This window comes from Nocardia fusca NBRC 14340, from assembly GCF_001618425.1.
In the GTDB taxonomy this organism is placed as follows: Bacteria; Actinomycetota; Actinomycetes; order Mycobacteriales; family Mycobacteriaceae; genus Nocardia; species Nocardia fusca.
The window spans coordinates 103,276-118,819 of the sequence record NZ_BDCU01000029.1; the positions used below are offsets into that span (position 1 = coordinate 103,276).

Genomic DNA, 15,544 nt, shown 5'->3' on the forward strand with positions numbered 1-15,544 from the left:
CCACATCTGTCCATAGCGTCGAATCCATGGCTACGAGCAGCATCACCATTCGCGGCGCGCGCACCCACAATCTGGCCGGTCTCGACCTCGATATCCCCCGCCACCGGCTGGTCGTCTTCGTCGGCCGCTCCGGCTCCGGTAAATCGTCACTGGTATTCGACACCGTGGCGGCTGAGGCCGGCTACCAGCTCAACGAGACCTATCCGCCGTTCGTACGCAACCGGTTGCCGAAGTGGGCGCGGCCGCCCGTCGACCGGATCGACGGGGTGTCCCCGGTGGTGGTGATCGATCAGCGGCGCATCGGCGGCAACGCCCGCTCGACGGTCGGCACGATCACCGACACCTGGACCTATCTGCGTCTGCTGTACTCCCGGATCGGAGAACCCTGGGTCGGGGAATCCGATCACTTCTCCTTCAACGAACCGGCGGGTATGTGCCGGGCCTGCGCCGGATTGGGCGAGGTCGTGGTGAGCGCGACCGAACGGTTCCTCGACCTCGACAAAAGCCTTGCCGACGGCGCGATTCTGCTGCCCGGATTCGGCCACGGCGGCTACTGGTACGACCAGTACGCCGGTATCGGCGTCTTCGACCCCGACATCCCGCTGCGGGAGTGGGGCCAGACCGAGCGCGACGCGCTGCTGTACGGAGGCGCCGCCGCGGCCCGGCTCGGCCGCCGCCCGCCCAAGGACTACGAGGGGATCGTCGCACGATTCGAACGCATTCATCTGCACACCTCCGACAACCTGTCCGAGCGTAAACAGGAGACGATCCGCCGGTTCACCCGCGCCGAATGCTGCCCCGAATGCGGCGGTGACCGGCTGAACGAGGCGTCACGCGCCGTGACCGTGCTGGGCCACACGATCGGCGAGATGGCCCGCAGGGAGGTCGGCGAGCTCGCCGGACTCGTCGCGACCATCAGGGCGCCGCGGGTCGCGCCGGTGGTCGAGGCACTACACGCCCGGCTGGACGCGATGATCACCATCGGCCTCGGCTACCTCACCCTCGGCCGGGCCACCACGACACTGTCCGGGGGCGAATCCCAGCGGATCAAAACGGTGAAACACCTGGGTTCCAGCCTCATCGAAATGACCTATGTGGTCGACGAACCGACCGTCGGCCTGCATCCCACGGATGTGGAATCGATGACCCGGCTGCTCGCCCGGCTCCGCGACAGCGGTAACAGCGTGCTGGTCGTCGAACACGATCCCGCCGTGATGGCGTGCGCCGATCAGATCGTGGAACTCGGTCCCGGCGCCGGCTCCCAGGGGGGCCGGCTGGTTTTCCAGGGCACGTTCACCGACCTGCGCGCCGCCGACACACCCACAGCGCGCGCACTGGCGCGGCAGCACAACACCGCACGCCGGCATCCACGGCAGGCGAGCGGCAAACTCACCGTGGCCGAGGCGTCCCGCAACAACCTGCGCGGCGTCACCGTCGATATCCCGACCGGCGTACTGACCGTGCTCACCGGGGTCGCGGGCTCCGGGAAATCCAGCCTGGCCGCCGAATTCGCTGCCCGGCACCGGGCGATAGCGCTCGACCAGAAACCGGTGAGCGCCACGCGCCGCTCCACTCCGCTCACCTATACCGGCATCGCTCCCGCCATCCGCAAACTCTTCGCCCGGCGCAACCGGGTACCCGCCGCACTGTTCAGCGCCAACTCCGCGGGGGGTTGCCCGGACTGCGCCGGACTCGGCGTCATCTACACCGATCTCGCGTTCCTCGACGGCCAGGAGACGGTCTGCGGCACTTGCCACGGCCGTCGCTTCACCCCGGAGGCCCTCTCCCACACCGTCGACGGCCTGTCCATCGCCGATATCGACGAGCTCACCGTGGCCGAGGCCCTCGAGCGCCTGCCCGAGCCGGCGATCACCCGGGCTCTGGCACGACTCGCCGAAGTCGGCCTGGGCTACCTACGACTGGGCGAGCCGCTGAGCGGACTGTCCGGCGGCGAATGCCAGCGGGTCAAGATCGCCCGGGAACTCCGGGAAGCCACCGAACCCGCGGTGTATCTGCTGGATGAACCGACCACCGGCCTGCACCCGGCCGATATCGAGACACTGTTGCGGGTGCTCGACGCCCTCGTGGACGCCGGCCACACCGTAGTCGTCATCGAGCACAATCTCGAGGTGATCCGGCACGCGGACTGGCTGATCGACCTCGGCCCGGGCCCGGGCAGACACGGCGGGACGGTGCTCTTCGAAGGACCCGTGGCCCACTACACCGGTCACGCGACGCCCACCTCGCGGGCGCTCGATGCTCTCGCCCGGTGACCGGCCGGTCACGCGATACGAGACCGGACCGGCGACCACGGCCCCATCAGGGTGTAGAAGCCGGCCCGGATGAAGTGCATCGCCGGTCAGCCGACCTTGGGAGTGGCGCGCATGCTGACGTAGACGCACGGGGTGCCGTCGGCCAGCGACCCGAAGACGACGGGTGTGTAATCCTCGCCGGAGGGGCCGCCGGTGGCGGCGAAAACCGACGGCGAAACCGCGGTCAGATCGGTTTCGATGGGCGGCGAATAGTGTTTCATACCATCGATGAACTCGTAGCGGATCCGTGCGCGGCCATCGCTTTCGCTGATGGTGATCTCGACACCGCCGCGTCGGTACGTGCCCACCAGAGCCGTCATATCCACAGCAGGTGGGCTCGTGGCAGGCGCGAACGGCGGCGGCATCTGCACACCGGCGGTCTCGGCCAGGAGTTCGCCCACCAGATCGGCGTACAGCTTGCCGAATTCGCCACCGTTGCACAACAGTACGATGACCACACCGGCGCTCGGGACGACCCGAAGGTAGGAGTGCTGAGTAACGGCGCTCCCGTCGTGGCCGAAACCGGTGACGCCGTTCCAATCGTAGAGAGCCGGCCCCAGACCCCAGCTGTCGGCGGACATCGTCCATTTGTCCGGACTCGCAACCTGCGGCCGTTGCATAGTGGCCACTGCTTCTTCCGACAGCAGGCGGATACCGTCGGGAGTGACACCGCCGTCCAGGAACATCGTCGCCAGCCTGGCTACATCTCCCGCGGAGGTGATGATGCGGCCGTAGGGGCCCGCGGATCGGGGCATCATGTCCCACACCGGCGCCGGTTCGGGGTTACGACCGGCGGTATGCCCCATGGCGACCCGAAAGCGCAGCGCCTGTTCCGGCAAGGTCATAGAGCGTTCGAGCCCGAGCGGCTGAAAGAGCATCTCGTCGAGGGCCTGGTCCCAGGTGGTCCCGGTCAGTGTTTCGACGAGGCGGCCGAGAACGACGTAACCCAGGCTTCCGTAGGAATAGGAGGTGCCGGGCGGGCAGTCGAGCGGTACGCCGCGAGCGGCCTCGACGTACCGGGCGAGGCAATCGTCGCCACGACCGGAATCGTGGTTGAAATCGTTGGTGACGCCACCCGTATGACTGAGCAGCTGACGGACGGTGATCTGCCGAGTGGCTTCCGGGTCGGGGGTGGCGAATTCGGGCAGCACGCCCACCACCGGCGTATCCAGGTCCAGTTTTCCGGCGTCGACCAGCTGCATGATCAGGCTCGCCGTGTAGATCTTCGCCGTCGAGCCGGAAAGAAATACCGAATCCGGCGTGACCTCGACGCCGGTCGCCGTGTTCAGCATTCCGCTGGCCATTTCGTGCAGGGCGCCGCCGGCCAGCACGGCCAGCGACGCTCCGGGCACATGGTACTCGGCACGCAGTTCGTCGAGCCGGTGCTGCCAGTGTCGGGCGTGGAAACTCATGAGGGGATGCTCGATTCGATAGTTGACCTGATCGGCGGGCGACCGATTCCGGACAGGAGTGATCGCGCACCCGCCGTGCGGGCACGTGGTCGGAATGCCGGTGAAGGTGATCTAGATATGCCCGTCCGGCGCGTTGTCGGCCGACGCCCGGAGCTCGGCGCGGCGAGCGCGCCATTCAGCGGCGATGGTGGGCATCCGCTGGGTGAGGAAATCGGCGAAGGCCGCGGCTTCGCCGAGGCGAGACCGGCGGGTATCCGGTGCACCGTCGAGCAATTCGAGCCCTCGCTGGGCGAGCACGCCCAGCGAGGTGTATTCCTCGGTCTTGTCGAGAAGCCGCACCCAGATCGCCGGATCGAGCTCCACCCGGTCGACTCGTTCTCCGGCCGCCCGGCTGCGCCGGATCCACGACCAATCCTCCAGCTGTGCGACAGCGCCGGAGATGGCGCTACGACTGGCGCGTAGCCCTTCACTGACCTCGGCAATGGTCTGCTGCGCCGGGTCGCAGATCAGCAACCACCCGACCACGCGGCCGGTAACCGGTGGCAGGCCGTTCTGGCGCGCGAAGTGCCGACCCACCGCGTCGGCGAAACTCAGTTCCACATCAGCCGAGGTCATACAGTGGATGATACACACAGATGATTGAAATGTCAGGTATTCCTGTCATTTCAATCATCTCGCAGGCCGCCTCTGTCGAATCTGCCGGTACCAGTGCGGCGGGATACTCGGCACACCGTCGATCACGACCGGTTCGTCGAGCTCGCTGATCTACCGGCCGGTTGATTCGTCGCCCCTTGGGCAGTGGCGAACTCGACCATCCACGGACTCGCTCCGCCCGAACCGGTTCCCCACTACGGGCCCCAGCCCGGCTGCGCAATGCCAGGAATCGAGCGAGCGTTGCGACTGCGCCGAAGTAGTCCGCCTCGAGGAGTCCGGCCCGGCCACCGCCGATCGGAAGATGCCTAGTCGTTGTTTGCGCAGACCGTGGGCCCCAGGGCCCGAATCGCGACATCTATCGCGGCGGTCAGACGGTCGAGGTCGTGGCCGGCACGCTCCCGCACGCGGAGGCCGAGGACTGTGGTGAACAGCAACTCCACTGCATCGTCGAGGCCGGGCCCGCCGGACAGTTCCCCACGAGCGCGCCCCTCCACCAGGACCGAGCGCAGGGCCCGCCGGGTGACCTCGAATGCGGCTTCGGTCCGCTGATGGATCTGGTCGTCGGTGGTACCGAGCTCGGTGGCGGTGTTGACCACGAAGCATCCGCGACCGGGCTCGCCGCCGGCCGGGCAGGTGATCAGCCACAGCATCCATTCCCTTAGCACCTCACACACCGGGCGGCCGCCGGTGTCCAGCCGCTGCTCGGCTTGGGCGGAGTCGGTGGACCGGTAATGGTCGAGTGCACGCAGGAACAGCGTGTGCTTATCCGTGAACGTCCGATACAGGCTGCTGGGTGTGAGTTTCAGGGCGTCACCCAGATCACGCACCGAAGTGGCGTAGTAACCGCGTCGCCAGAACAGCTCCGTCGCCGAGTTGACCGCATCCTGCTCATCGAACTGCCGAGGGCGTCCCATGCGTTCATGCTACGCCACTTGTGGAGCAATCGCTCCCATATTAAGGTCTTTTTGCGCTATGGGAGCGTTTGATCCCAAACTATGAAGGAGGCCCCGGTGACGACCGCAGAACAGACACCCGCTCAGGCGCGGGAACCGGAAGCCCCGGAGAGAAGTCGCTGGACAGCGGTCGCTGCGGTGGCGCTGGGCACTTTCCTGCTGGTGACCGCCGAGCAATTGCCGATTGGTTTGCTCACCTCGGTGGGGTCCGCACTGACGGTCTCCGAGGGGGCGGCGGGGCTGATGGTGACGGTGCCCAGTATCGTCGCCGCGTTCGCGGCACTGCTCGTCCCGATGCTCGTCGGCTCGCTGAACCGGCGCATCTTGCTGCTCGGTCTCATGGCCTTGATGACCGTCGCCAGCCTGGGCTCGGCCCTGGCCCCGAACTTCGCCGTCCTCGTGGGGTCTCGGGTGCTCGTCGGAATCGCGATCGGTGGATTCTGGGCCGTCGCCGGCGGCCTCGCCGTACGCCTCGTGGTCCCCGAAGACGTACCACGGGCAACCGCGGTCATTTTCGGTGGCGTCGGAGCCGCAAACGTCTTCGGCGTCCCGCTCGGCACCCTGATCGGTGACCTCACGGACTGGCGGATCGCGTTCTCCTCGCTGAGCGTCCTGGCCCTGGTCACCCTGATCACCCTGCTGGCGGTGCTGCCGGGGCTGACCGCCGCGGCGGCTGTCCGGCCGAAGCTGCTATGGACGCAGTTCCGCGGCCGAGGAGTGCGCATCGGCATCATTGCGACGGTGCTCATCGTGTTCGGGCACTTCGCCGCCTACACGTTCGTGAGCCCGGCACTCCAGCAGCTGTCGGGTATCGACGAGCGCTATATCGGCCCGCTGCTGTTCGCATTCGGTGTGGCCGGCATGATCGGCAACTTCGTCGCCGGCTCGGCGCTCTCCCGCAGCACGTACCGAACCGTGCTGACCATCGCCGTGGCCTTGGCGGTCGCGATGCCGCTCTTCCAGCTTCTGGGCGGCACTACGGTCGGCGGTATCGTCCTGCTGATCGCCTGGGGCCTTTCCTACGGCGGCGCGTCCGTGGGTCTGCAAACTTGGATGATCAAGGCCGCGCCCCGCGCCGTGGAAGCGGCGTCGTCGCTGTGGGTGGCGGTTTTCAATCTGTCGATCGGTCTCGGCGCGCTGGTCGGCGGCGTTATCGTCGATACGCTCACCCTCCCGGGTGTGCTGTGGCTCGGCGGTGCCTGCGCCCTTCTCGCCGCCGTGGCGATCTGGACCGCCCGTACCGACGATGCCCTGCGATAACCGGGCCCTGCATGGGCACGCCCCACGCGGCGGGCGTCCTCGCAGCATTGTCGATCGGGTGCCTGACCTGCCCCGGGGGCGACGTAGTTCTCATAGTCGTGGGAGTCACGCCCCACCAGGGAGGACGGGAAGGCCATCCACAGGCGAAGGAGATGGCCCGCGGCGTGGCCACTTCACCCCACTTCGAGCCGAACGGGCAATCGGAAGCGGATTCGGCTCGCGAATGACGAGCCGAATCCGCGAGGCTCACAAGCCGGAGCCCGAACCACCCGATCCGGTATTGGCAAGGATGGTGCCGATAACCATCTGCAAGATCCCGGCGACAGAGCCTAGATATTCCACGGTGTTCCTCCGACTTCTCAGCGCCGACTGTCCGGCGTAGCAGGAAATCTAGCCCGCATAACATGCGAAATGTTGTTGTTTCATTAGAATTGCAGGTCACCAGCTATCGCTTGGAGACCTCTTCGCAGCGCGGCAGCCTTCACGCCACCGCCCACTTCGATAGTCGATATACCCGATACTTCCGCGGACCAGCTGATACATCCGCCCGGGGCGCTCGAGGCCAGTGACCATTCGGACGAAGAGCTGTTCGGTCCGATGCTCCGCCGAGAAGATCGCGCCGCTGAATCCGGTGGTGCGGCAACTGCACAGCAGCAGTTGCGCCGGCGCGCTGTGTTGACAAAGACGAAAGCCCTGGCTGGAAATTGCGAATCAGCGCCCTGCCAGGAAATGAACACCTCCACAATGTCCCGACCTGTAGAAATGCCAGGAATGATACATAGAGATTGCGTATAGCAGCAGTTCAGGCTGGAACAAAATAGCGAATCGAACCGCATGGCGCGGGGTCACACGCTCGTAGAAATCCGGTACGAGACAAATCGACCCCGCTGCTCGAGAGAACGATCGGCTTCCCCGGGCGGGCCGAGAATACGGCGTAACCTTCGATCTACCTCACTCCGTACGATCCGGCAATCCTCTCGATCCGAGCGATGAGCAGGAAGTCGAGTTCGGTCACCACGTCTCCGGCTGTATGCGTCGTCATGGAGACTCGCAGCCGATCCCACCTGATGTCGATGTCCGGACGATGTTCCAGATCGACCGCCGCCTTGCCGATCTCGGCGACGATCACGATTGCAGTGTCGTAGTCGACCTCAAAGTCTTTGGTGACGACAGAGGTATCTCCACGCCAGCCCTCCAGAGCAGCGAGCCTTTCGCTCACCTGCTCTGCCGTCAGTACCTCATCCCGTGGTGCCACGTTGCTACCTCCTCGACTACTTTTCTGCGAAGTCGGACAGCAGTTCTTCAAGCTCACGGCCCGCCGCCTCATGGCTCCAAGGTTCCATGCGCTTCCGTAACGTGAAGAGTTCCGAGAGCATCCGCGCCGATCCCGTCTTGACCGCCAGTGGCGGAATCGCGGCAACTATGGCCACGGCTTGGTCCGGCTCCCCAGCGGCGGCCAGTGCCTGCGCGTACCGTGCACTGAAGACTCCCCGATCACGGCTCTCCGAAGCCGGGATATCGGGAATGATTTCCTCCCACAGCTTCATCGCATCGCGCGTTCGCCCCAGACGGGTCCAGACGGTGGCCCGCTGGACGTCGATATACCTGGGCGATCGGCAGGCACCCCACGGGTACTCGTCATCGACAGCCTCGAGCAGCGCGGCGGCCGTGTCGAGCAGCCGGCCACACTCGTCGGCCGCATTATCGCCACCGATCAAAGATGTGCCGTGGGCAGCCTGCTGGAGCAGAAGAACCTCTACCTTGGGGCATAGGCGCGTGCGCTGCAGCAACGCCGCGCCGGTCAGGTCCAAGACTCCCCGCCCGTCTCGCTTATCCGCCTCGAGCATGGCCTTGTTGTGAAGCGCGAAGCCCACGAGCTGCACATCCTGTGAGCGATGTGCACGCTCGAGCATCTGGTCGAGCCAATAGGCCGACCTGCGCAGGTCTCCAGCGTCCGGATAAAGCCATCCGATTAATGCCGCATAGCCTGTCGCAACGCTCCAGAAATCGCCGCGCAGTCTTCCGCTCGCCGCACCGGCCAGGCTGCACAGCAACTCGTACTGCGGGATGGCTATCGGTATCAACTGCAAGGAACCCAGAAAACGGTCCGCCGAGTAGTGCCCCGCCAATTGGCTTCGGAAGTAGTCCACGAGTTCAGGCGCGACTGGCGGCGTTGCGTCAAAGGGCTTGGCGGCGAGTGCGGTCAGTCTCGAAAGCGCGGTCCCGAACTGTCGACGGTTCACATCATCGACCTCGGCTTCCTGCTCATCATGCACAACTTGGGGGCTGCCCGGGTTTGGTTGTGGGCCCCGATCGGGTCGAACAGGAGCGTCCGGATCCTGTCGTGCAGCATCGAAGCGCGCCCGCTGCTCATCGTCGAGCCTCCTGCGGGCGGTGTCCATGCATTCGGAGTACTTCGCACCCAGGGTGATGTCGGCACCTCTGCGCTCCCATTTGCCGACCGCCTCAATCGAACAACCGATCCGGTAGGCGAACTGAACCTGCGTGTCCCGCAATGCGATACGCAGCGCGGTGACCTCGAGCCCGGTCCACTTGATGATTGTCATCTCTCGGCGTTCTCCCCTCCGCTGTAATACCGCCAGGGTACGGACTCCGTACGGGTTCAGTGTGTCCTTATGCCGCAGGAACACAGCAATGCTGGAACCAATCATTACCGCAATCCGCAGAGGCGCACGCTCGACTTTCGCCCCGACAGAACCCGGAGCCAGCCGCTATGCCCGTACCCTCAGCCGAAACCAGCGTCCACGAGTCGGCCAGCGTGGATCCGATCCCGGCCGATACCGCCCCGATCGACAACCACCTGGGTCAGAAACGTCCGAAACTTCCCACCAGAGGCACGCACAACCAGTCGATGGCAGCCACCCTCCGACTCTGGCACACCCGCAACCGCGACCTCCTCGAGCGCGTCGCCGCCGGCCTCCGCCACCTCGACCACCCGGCAGCCTGCAAAGAGCACCGACCCCATCCGCGGGCGCACGCCATCCACCTGATGACCGACCACACCAAACACAACTGCCCCCGGTTCCGGCTCGCGGCACAGTACATCGAGGCCCAACAGTGACCGCCGGACCGAGGGCATACGGCTCGGTCTCGGTACGTCCATATCGAATCGCGGAGGGGCAAGCACTGTGACGGAACCGGACCCACCGACACGGGCGGTTGCCCTCCTGCACAGCACCCACGGTGGAGGCAGCGCGGTCCCGGTTACCAGAGCTGCGCTGGAACCAGGACTGTCCAGACCTGCCCCGGCGCGAAGGGGATGGTTGTAGCGGTGGGGGTTGTATAGGTTGTGCCTGCCTGTGGGGAGGGCCGGGACCACACGGCCGGGAACGCTTGACCGTCGCGAAGTACGAGTGCCCGACCGCTACCAGTCGTCTGGGCCAGGGGTGAGACGCTGCCCGCGATGTCGCTGACGGCCGAGTCGTGCACCTGCACACTCTGCAGCACGACCGTACTTGCCATGAGCTGTCCGGTATCGGCAACGGTGTAGGCAGCACCGTCCATCGACACCAGCCACCGGTGGTGACCGGGTGACCAGTCGAAACCGATCACCGTGTCCTGATACCGCGCTTCCTGATGTTGCGTGGGCCGGCCGCCGGCAGGCGTAGGACCGAAGTGCAGTTGCGAAGCCGGCGGCCAGCCGCCGCCTACGGGCAACTGATCCGAGCGGACGAACAGGTTGTGCGGAGCGTCGCGACTGTAGTCGCGGTAGTACGCCGCAGGTTGCCGATCGGCCGAGGCGTTCTGGAGCGAGGACTGATCGACGGAGCCAACCAGCTCAGGTGCGGCACCAGAGGATGCCAACGTCGGGTTGCCGAACTGGTCCAACAGCGTCAGATCGGTTTCCCGCGCGCTTCGGACAGGTCCGATCACCGGGGGTTTGTGGGTCGAGAACACGGCGGCCAACCTGCTCAAACCACCCTCGACCGGCTCGACGTAGACCAAATCGGCGGCTCCGAGCCCTACCGGTGGCCGTGCCTGCGGACTGTTGTCTATCTTCGCGACCAGCACGGGCGCTCCTACCCGGGACGATGTGCCGGGAGGAGCGCGCTCGGGTCGGGTGCCGCTACTGCACGCGAACACAGCGCACATTCCCAGTGTCGTCAGGAACGCGGCAATCCACACCCACCATCGTTGTTGCATAGGGGCAACCCTTTGACGCGTCCGATTCTACGCGCCACTTGACCAGTACAGGAGTGGTCGAGCCGGCCGCTGGATGGGGCTTATGCCCCCGGCGGACGCGCGTGGAAGCAGCCCGGCAAGAATCACGTCGAACCGCGCCTGTGCGCAAAGGCCCGTGCCCACGCGAAGGGCGTCGTCGGGGTGGTGACCGAGTTCGGCGCGACCACCGACCAGCGCAGGCTCACCCATTCTGCAGCAGAAGCGATCACCCTGTGGCCGATCCTGATTGCCAACGACGAACCCCTGAAACACCCACTGACATTCACCGCCACCGACCAAAACTCCGCGCCTACTACCTACGCCTCGCGGAAAACACGGGAAAACCCGTGGGCGCAAGCACACCTTGGCAGACCTGGTTACGGCTGATGTCGGTCCATCTCGATGAAGCCGTGTACGAGGCCGGAGCCCTGGACCGGGCATGCATGATCATCATCGGCGAGACGGTCTTCCAACCGATCCACACATAGGCCTCGACGGCACGCCCGGTAGGAACCAAGGAGACGCGATGGGTAGTACACCGATTCAGCCGAGGCCGCTGACCGACCTCGAGGCTCTCTTGTAGTTCGGCAGCTGGTAGTCCTCAGCGGTGGTGACGCAGGCCTTCTGCCACCCGGTCGCCCCACGCGATTGATCTCATTCCTCCGCCCGAGACGGGCCGTCGATTCGGGCGCCACACCCGCGAGCTCGGCCATGATGCGGACGGGGAGCTCGGCGGCGTCGACTTCGCCTCGGTCGTGCTCGATCGCGGTGATAGCGCTGGTGCGCAGAGCGGGGTCACCGTCGGGGTCGGGGTCGGTGGCGTATTCGGCGTGGACGATCTCGAACCCGGCTCGTGCGAGGACTCGGGATCCAGGCTCCTCGCCGCCACGCGAGCGACCGGAAACGGACTCGTCTGCGACAGGTCGATCGGCGATCGGGCGTAGGACTTCGAGTGAGCTCCGGCACCGGCACTACCCACCGTGCAGCTTATTCCGAAACAGCGGACCGACAGTGACGTCGGCTCGGGCATTCCCCCGGCCGGGTTATCGAACATATGTTCTAAATTGAGCTATGCTGCTTCGGTGACCATGAATTCGACCACGCTGGCGCCGGCTGCCCGAACACCAGGATGGCCGGACCTGGCCGATGTCGACTTGCTGCGCGCACTCGTCGAAACCGAACGCCGACGGAAGCGCCTGGATGCTGCCATGCAGGCGGCCGTCGCCGAGGCCGAACGTCGTGGCCTCGCCGCGGACACCGGCTATAGGGACACCGTGGAACTATTGACCGATCTGCTGCGGATCAGTGCCCACGAGGCGCGTCGGCGAATCAACTACGCGGCTCCGCAGGCCCGCTCGCGTTCCAGAAAGGTGTGGAGGGTGCTGGCGGCAGCAAGTTGAGGGCGAGCCCGTTACGGTCCGATCAGCTGTACTTGTTTCTCTCGGGCGAGTCGCGCGGTAGCGTTCGCGTGGTGTCGAAGGTCAAGGTTCTGCTGTGGCTGGGACATGTCGTATTGCCGGCGCTCGGATTGTGGCTGCTGGTAGCCCGCCCCGAACTCGACGTGAACTACGAACACCACGGGACACACTTCTGGCTGGTGCTCACCACCGCCGCCATCGCGATGGCCCTGGGCGTGATATTGTTCCGCGCCGCCCGGATGCGCCGGGACGCCAGATTGATCCTGGTATCGCTGGTATTCCAGTTCAGCGCGGGTTTCCTCGGACTGCACGCATTGGCAACGCCGGGCGTGATCCTGCATACGCCCAACGCCGGCTTCGTCTATTCGGTACCTGTCGGGCTGGGACTCGGCGGTATCGCCGCCCTCGTGTCGGCAGTGGAATTCAGGCCCGCCGCGGCCGCCCGGTTGCATCGGTTCGCGTGGCTGTTGTCCGCGCTCCCGACGCTGCTGCTCGTAGTGTGGGCAGTGGTTTCGATGGCACAGCTACCGCCACTGCATCACGCACCCGATCCGGCGGAGGCCAGGGGGCCACTGGTCGGTGTGGCCTTCGTCGGGTCGGCGTGCTACCTCGCCGCGGCGTTTCGCTACGGTCACCGGTACCTGCGACGACGGGGCGTGGTGCTGCTCAGTGTGCTCACCGCCTTCGTACTGCTGGCCGAGGCGCTTTTCGCCGTGGGTTTCAGTCGTAGCTGGCATACCTCGTGGTGGGAATGGCATGTGCTGATGCTGGCCGCCTTCGTCCTCATCTCCGGTAGCGCGCATTTGCAATTCCGGCGGGAGGGTTCGGCTCTCGGACTCTTCGACAGCGTCACCCTGCACCAGACCATGGCCGGACTGGAGCGCGATTACACGCACGCCCTGAACGAGATGGTCGACGCGCTGCGTGCGCGCGCCGAAGGCGGCGTCGCCCCGACCGAGCCGCTGGGAGCAGTCGGGGTCCGGCTGTCCAGGCGATTCGGGCTCACCGAACGTCAGGTCGCGGTATTGCAGCAGGGCGCCTACGCGCTGGGTAGTGAACGGGAGCAGGTCCGTCGGCTGGGTCTGCTGGCGGCGATCGGTGAACGGTCGAACGTGATCCGCGGCGAACAGGAACTCCTCGATGAGGCGCTGCACCTGGTGTCGGCGGCGTTCGAACAGGATCGATTCCGGCTGGCATTGGTTCGAGGCGCCGAACTGGTCTTTTCCGACGGTGGATCCCCCGATCCGCGGTCGTTGGCGTTCCCGCTGGTCGTCAAGGGAAGCCGGGCCGGAGTACTCGAGGCGCTGCGTGCGGGGGGCCGCTTCAGCGATACCGAGTTCGCGATGTTGCGATCGTTCGCCGACCGGACGTCGGTCATGTTGGAGAATGCGCGCCTGTATCGGCAGATCGACGGGCTGTTCCGATCCTATATGTCGCCCACGGTAGCGACCGCGCTGATCGCCGACCCGTCCCAGGCCGGACTCGGCGGCCGGATCGCCGAGGTCAGTGTGCTGATGGCCGACTTGTCAGGATTCACGCCGTTCTCCGAGTCCTCGCCCCCGGAAGCGGTGGTGCACATGCTGAACACGTATTACGGCGTGATCGTGCCGGCCATCCTGGACCACGGTGGGACGGTCGTCCAGTTCGTGGGCGACGCGGTCATGGCCCTGTTCAACGCGCCGGTCCACCAGCCGGATCATGCGCAGCGGGCCGCCGGCGCAGGGCTCGCGCTCCAGCGAGCGGTCGCCGAGACGGCGATTCGACATCCCGGCTGGCCGCGATTCCGGGTCGGGGTCAATACCGGTCCGGCGCTGGTCGGCAATATCGGCGCACCACAGATGCGCAACTACACCGCGATCGGTGATACGACGAATCTCGCCGCCCGGCTGGAGAGCCTGGCGGAGCCCGGAACCGTGGTCATCGGCTCGCTGACCTACGCATACCTCGGCTCGCGCGCGCAGGTACGCAGCCGTGGCACAGTCACTGTGCGAGGCCGGAGCGAACCGGTGACCTACTATGTGCTGGATGGATTACGGTGACGACCGATTTCGAGATACTCCGTGGCTTGCCCGAGCCGGAACAGCGCGAAATTCTCGCCTTGTGCACACCGCGCCGGTACAAACGGCGGGAAATTCTCTGCCACGAAGGCGATCCCGGTGACTGTCTGCATCTGATCAAATCCGGCCGGCTCATCGTCCGGGTAGCTACTCCGCTCGGGGATACCGCGACGCTGACCATGCTCGGCCCCGGCCACTCGTTCGGTGAACTGGCGGTGTTCGACAGCCACTCTCGCCGGACCGCGACCGTCGAAGCAGTGGAAAGTGTCGAGACGTTGACGTTCGGTCGCACACAGCTGACGGCACTGCGTCAGAGATACCCGGAGATCGACCGGGTCATGATCGACACATTGGCCGCCCAGGTGCGGCGGCTCTCCGCGCAGGTGCTGGAAGCGTTGTATCTACCGGTCGAAACCCGGGTCGTGCGACGTTTGATCGACCTCGCCGCCATCTACGGCGGATCGAGTTCCACCGCCGAGATCCGGCTCAATCAGGAAGATCTGGCGTCCATGGCAGGAACCACCCGGGCCACGACGAACAAGGTGCTGCGCGACCTGCAACAACGCAATATCCTGGCTCTGACCCGTGGCCGGATCACCGTGGTCGACCGGGTGGCGCTGGTTCGCTTCGCCCGCTGAACGCCTATTTCGCGAGTGCCTTACCGCCGGAGGGTGCGACCGCGAACCAGGTGCCGCCGACGCCCTGACCCCGCAGATCTCCCGGCCGGTGGTCCTTCGAGAAGTGGTACACCGGCCAGCCGCCGATGGTGATCTGGCACGAACCGTCCGCGCGCTCGACGAATCCGACCCGCCCCGGATCGATACCCACGATGTAGAGCCCTTGCCCCCGGCTCACCAGCAGCGGCGGCCATGTGACGGCACAGTCGCCGTTGCAGTTCGACTGTGACGGTTTGGCGGTGTCCTTGTCGAACCGATAGAGCGAGCGACCGTCACCATCGGTTACGCGCAACCCGACCGCCGGGTCGGCGACCGCGGTGAGCTCGACAGCATTCGCACCGTGCGGCGCCCGCCCGTCGTAGATGTTCAGCCATCCCTGCGTTCGCACGGGTACCTGCGCCGACGTCGCCGGACCAGCCGGCGCCGGATCCGCCGTCGCAGCCGGCGGCGCGGACAAACCCACAACCGCGGCAGCGGCGAACGCGACAGCGGTCGTATTGATCAAGGTGGTGAATCTCGACATGGAATCCTCCGAATGGCCTTCTTGTTCAGTGACCACAATTCTTCGGCTCCGCACTCGAACGGTCTGTTTTCGCACCGACATCCACTGTGTGTCCAA

General features: G+C 65.7%; 14 protein-coding genes. 7 read left to right on the forward strand and 7 right to left on the reverse strand.

What is annotated here, in order from left to right:
• Nucleotides 1-26: 26 nt before the first annotated feature.
• On the forward strand, nt 27-2,273 hold the full coding sequence (locus tag NF4_RS17815; protein ID WP_063128457.1) for an ATP-binding cassette domain-containing protein: 2,247 nt from the start codon (nt 27-29) through the stop codon (nt 2,271-2,273).
• A gap of 86 nt (nt 2,274-2,359) precedes the next feature.
• Here NF4_RS17815 and NF4_RS17820 read toward each other — a convergent pair whose 3' ends face one another.
• The 3 genes from NF4_RS17820 to NF4_RS17830 all read right to left on the reverse strand — a co-directional run bounded on the left by NF4_RS17820 (nt 2,360) and on the right by NF4_RS17830 (nt 5,292).
• Complete coding sequence (locus NF4_RS17820; RefSeq protein WP_063128458.1) at nt 2,360-3,724, reverse strand: serine hydrolase domain-containing protein; 1,365 nt, start codon at nt 3,722-3,724, stop codon at nt 2,360-2,362.
• A gap of 111 nt (nt 3,725-3,835) precedes the next feature.
• Entirely contained in the window at nt 3,836-4,339 is a 504-nt protein-coding gene (locus NF4_RS17825; protein ID WP_063128637.1) for a GbsR/MarR family transcriptional regulator, read from the reverse strand.
• 344 nt (nt 4,340-4,683) lie between these two features.
• Nucleotides 4,684-5,292, reverse strand: a complete 609-nt coding sequence (locus tag NF4_RS17830; protein WP_063128459.1) for a TetR/AcrR family transcriptional regulator — start codon at nt 5,290-5,292, stop codon at nt 4,684-4,686.
• Between the two features lie 96 nt (nt 5,293-5,388).
• Between NF4_RS17830 and NF4_RS17835 the strand changes: the two genes are divergently transcribed.
• Entirely contained in the window at nt 5,389-6,591 is a 1,203-nt protein-coding gene (locus tag NF4_RS17835) for an MFS transporter (RefSeq protein ID WP_063128638.1), read from the forward strand.
• A gap of 946 nt (nt 6,592-7,537) precedes the next feature.
• On the opposite strand, the gene NF4_RS17840 is transcribed toward NF4_RS17835, so the two are convergent.
• Both NF4_RS17840 and NF4_RS17845 read right to left on the reverse strand, forming a co-directional pair.
• On the reverse strand, nt 7,538-7,846 hold the full coding sequence (locus NF4_RS17840) for a 4a-hydroxytetrahydrobiopterin dehydratase (RefSeq protein ID WP_063128460.1): 309 nt from the start codon (nt 7,844-7,846) through the stop codon (nt 7,538-7,540).
• A gap of 16 nt (nt 7,847-7,862) precedes the next feature.
• A complete protein-coding gene (locus tag NF4_RS17845) occupies nt 7,863-9,158 on the reverse strand; it encodes an NsdA family TPR-like regulatory protein (RefSeq protein ID WP_157120418.1) in 1,296 nt (431 codons plus the stop codon).
• A 167-nt stretch (nt 9,159-9,325) separates the two neighbouring features.
• Between NF4_RS17845 and NF4_RS17850 the strand changes: the two genes are divergently transcribed.
• Entirely contained in the window at nt 9,326-9,673 is a 348-nt protein-coding gene (locus NF4_RS17850; RefSeq protein ID WP_063128462.1) for a hypothetical protein, read from the forward strand.
• Between the two features lie 143 nt (nt 9,674-9,816).
• Here the strand turns inward: NF4_RS17850 and NF4_RS17855 are convergent, their stop codons facing one another.
• Nucleotides 9,817-10,623, reverse strand: coding sequence for a DUF3048 domain-containing protein (locus NF4_RS17855; RefSeq protein ID WP_198165363.1), 807 nt, complete (start codon nt 10,621-10,623; stop codon nt 9,817-9,819).
• A gap of 315 nt (nt 10,624-10,938) precedes the next feature.
• On the opposite strand from NF4_RS17855, the gene NF4_RS37825 reads away from it, so the two are divergent.
• The 4 genes from NF4_RS37825 (at nt 10,939) to NF4_RS17875 (ending at nt 14,886) form a co-directional block, all read left to right on the forward strand.
• Nucleotides 10,939-11,160, forward strand: a complete 222-nt coding sequence (locus tag NF4_RS37825; RefSeq protein WP_157120420.1) for a hypothetical protein — start codon at nt 10,939-10,941, stop codon at nt 11,158-11,160.
• Nucleotides 11,161-11,861: 701 nt separating this feature from the next.
• Nucleotides 11,862-12,173 (forward strand): DUF222 domain-containing protein, encoded by a 312-nt coding sequence (locus NF4_RS17865; RefSeq protein WP_063128639.1) that lies wholly within the window; start codon nt 11,862-11,864, stop codon nt 12,171-12,173.
• Between the two features lie 71 nt (nt 12,174-12,244).
• Nucleotides 12,245-14,230 carry an adenylate/guanylate cyclase domain-containing protein gene (locus NF4_RS17870; protein WP_157120422.1) on the forward strand — a complete coding sequence of 662 codons (1,986 nt, stop codon included), beginning with the start codon at nt 12,245-12,247 and terminating at the stop codon, nt 14,228-14,230.
• Nucleotides 14,227-14,886, forward strand: a complete 660-nt coding sequence (locus tag NF4_RS17875; RefSeq protein WP_063128466.1) for a Crp/Fnr family transcriptional regulator — start codon at nt 14,227-14,229, stop codon at nt 14,884-14,886. The genes NF4_RS17870 and NF4_RS17875 overlap by 4 nt, the downstream gene beginning before the upstream one ends.
• Before the next feature lie 4 nt (nt 14,887-14,890).
• Here NF4_RS17875 and NF4_RS17880 read toward each other — a convergent pair whose 3' ends face one another.
• On the reverse strand, nt 14,891-15,448 hold the full coding sequence (locus NF4_RS17880) for a hypothetical protein (RefSeq protein ID WP_063128467.1): 558 nt from the start codon (nt 15,446-15,448) through the stop codon (nt 14,891-14,893).
• Between the last annotated feature and the right edge of the window lie 96 nt (nt 15,449-15,544).

Coding starts and splice junctions, on each gene's coding strand:
- NF4_RS17815 (WP_063128457.1), top strand. CDS start 27: ATGGCTACGAGCAGCATCACCATTCGCGGCGCGCGCACCCACAATCTG.
- NF4_RS17820 (WP_063128458.1), bottom strand. CDS start 3,724: ATGAGTTTCCACGCCCGACACTGGCAGCACCGGCTCGACGAACTGCGT.
- NF4_RS17825 (WP_063128637.1), bottom strand. CDS start 4,339: ATGACCTCGGCTGATGTGGAACTGAGTTTCGCCGACGCGGTGGGTCGG.
- NF4_RS17830 (WP_063128459.1), bottom strand. CDS start 5,292: ATGGGACGCCCTCGGCAGTTCGATGAGCAGGATGCGGTCAACTCGGCG.
- NF4_RS17845 (WP_157120418.1), bottom strand. CDS start 9,158: ATGACAATCATCAAGTGGACCGGGCTCGAGGTCACCGCGCTGCGTATC.
- NF4_RS17850 (WP_063128462.1), top strand. CDS start 9,326: ATGCCCGTACCCTCAGCCGAAACCAGCGTCCACGAGTCGGCCAGCGTG.
- NF4_RS17865 (WP_063128639.1), top strand. CDS start 11,862: ATGAATTCGACCACGCTGGCGCCGGCTGCCCGAACACCAGGATGGCCG.
- NF4_RS17880 (WP_063128467.1), bottom strand. CDS start 15,448: ATGTCGAGATTCACCACCTTGATCAATACGACCGCTGTCGCGTTCGCC.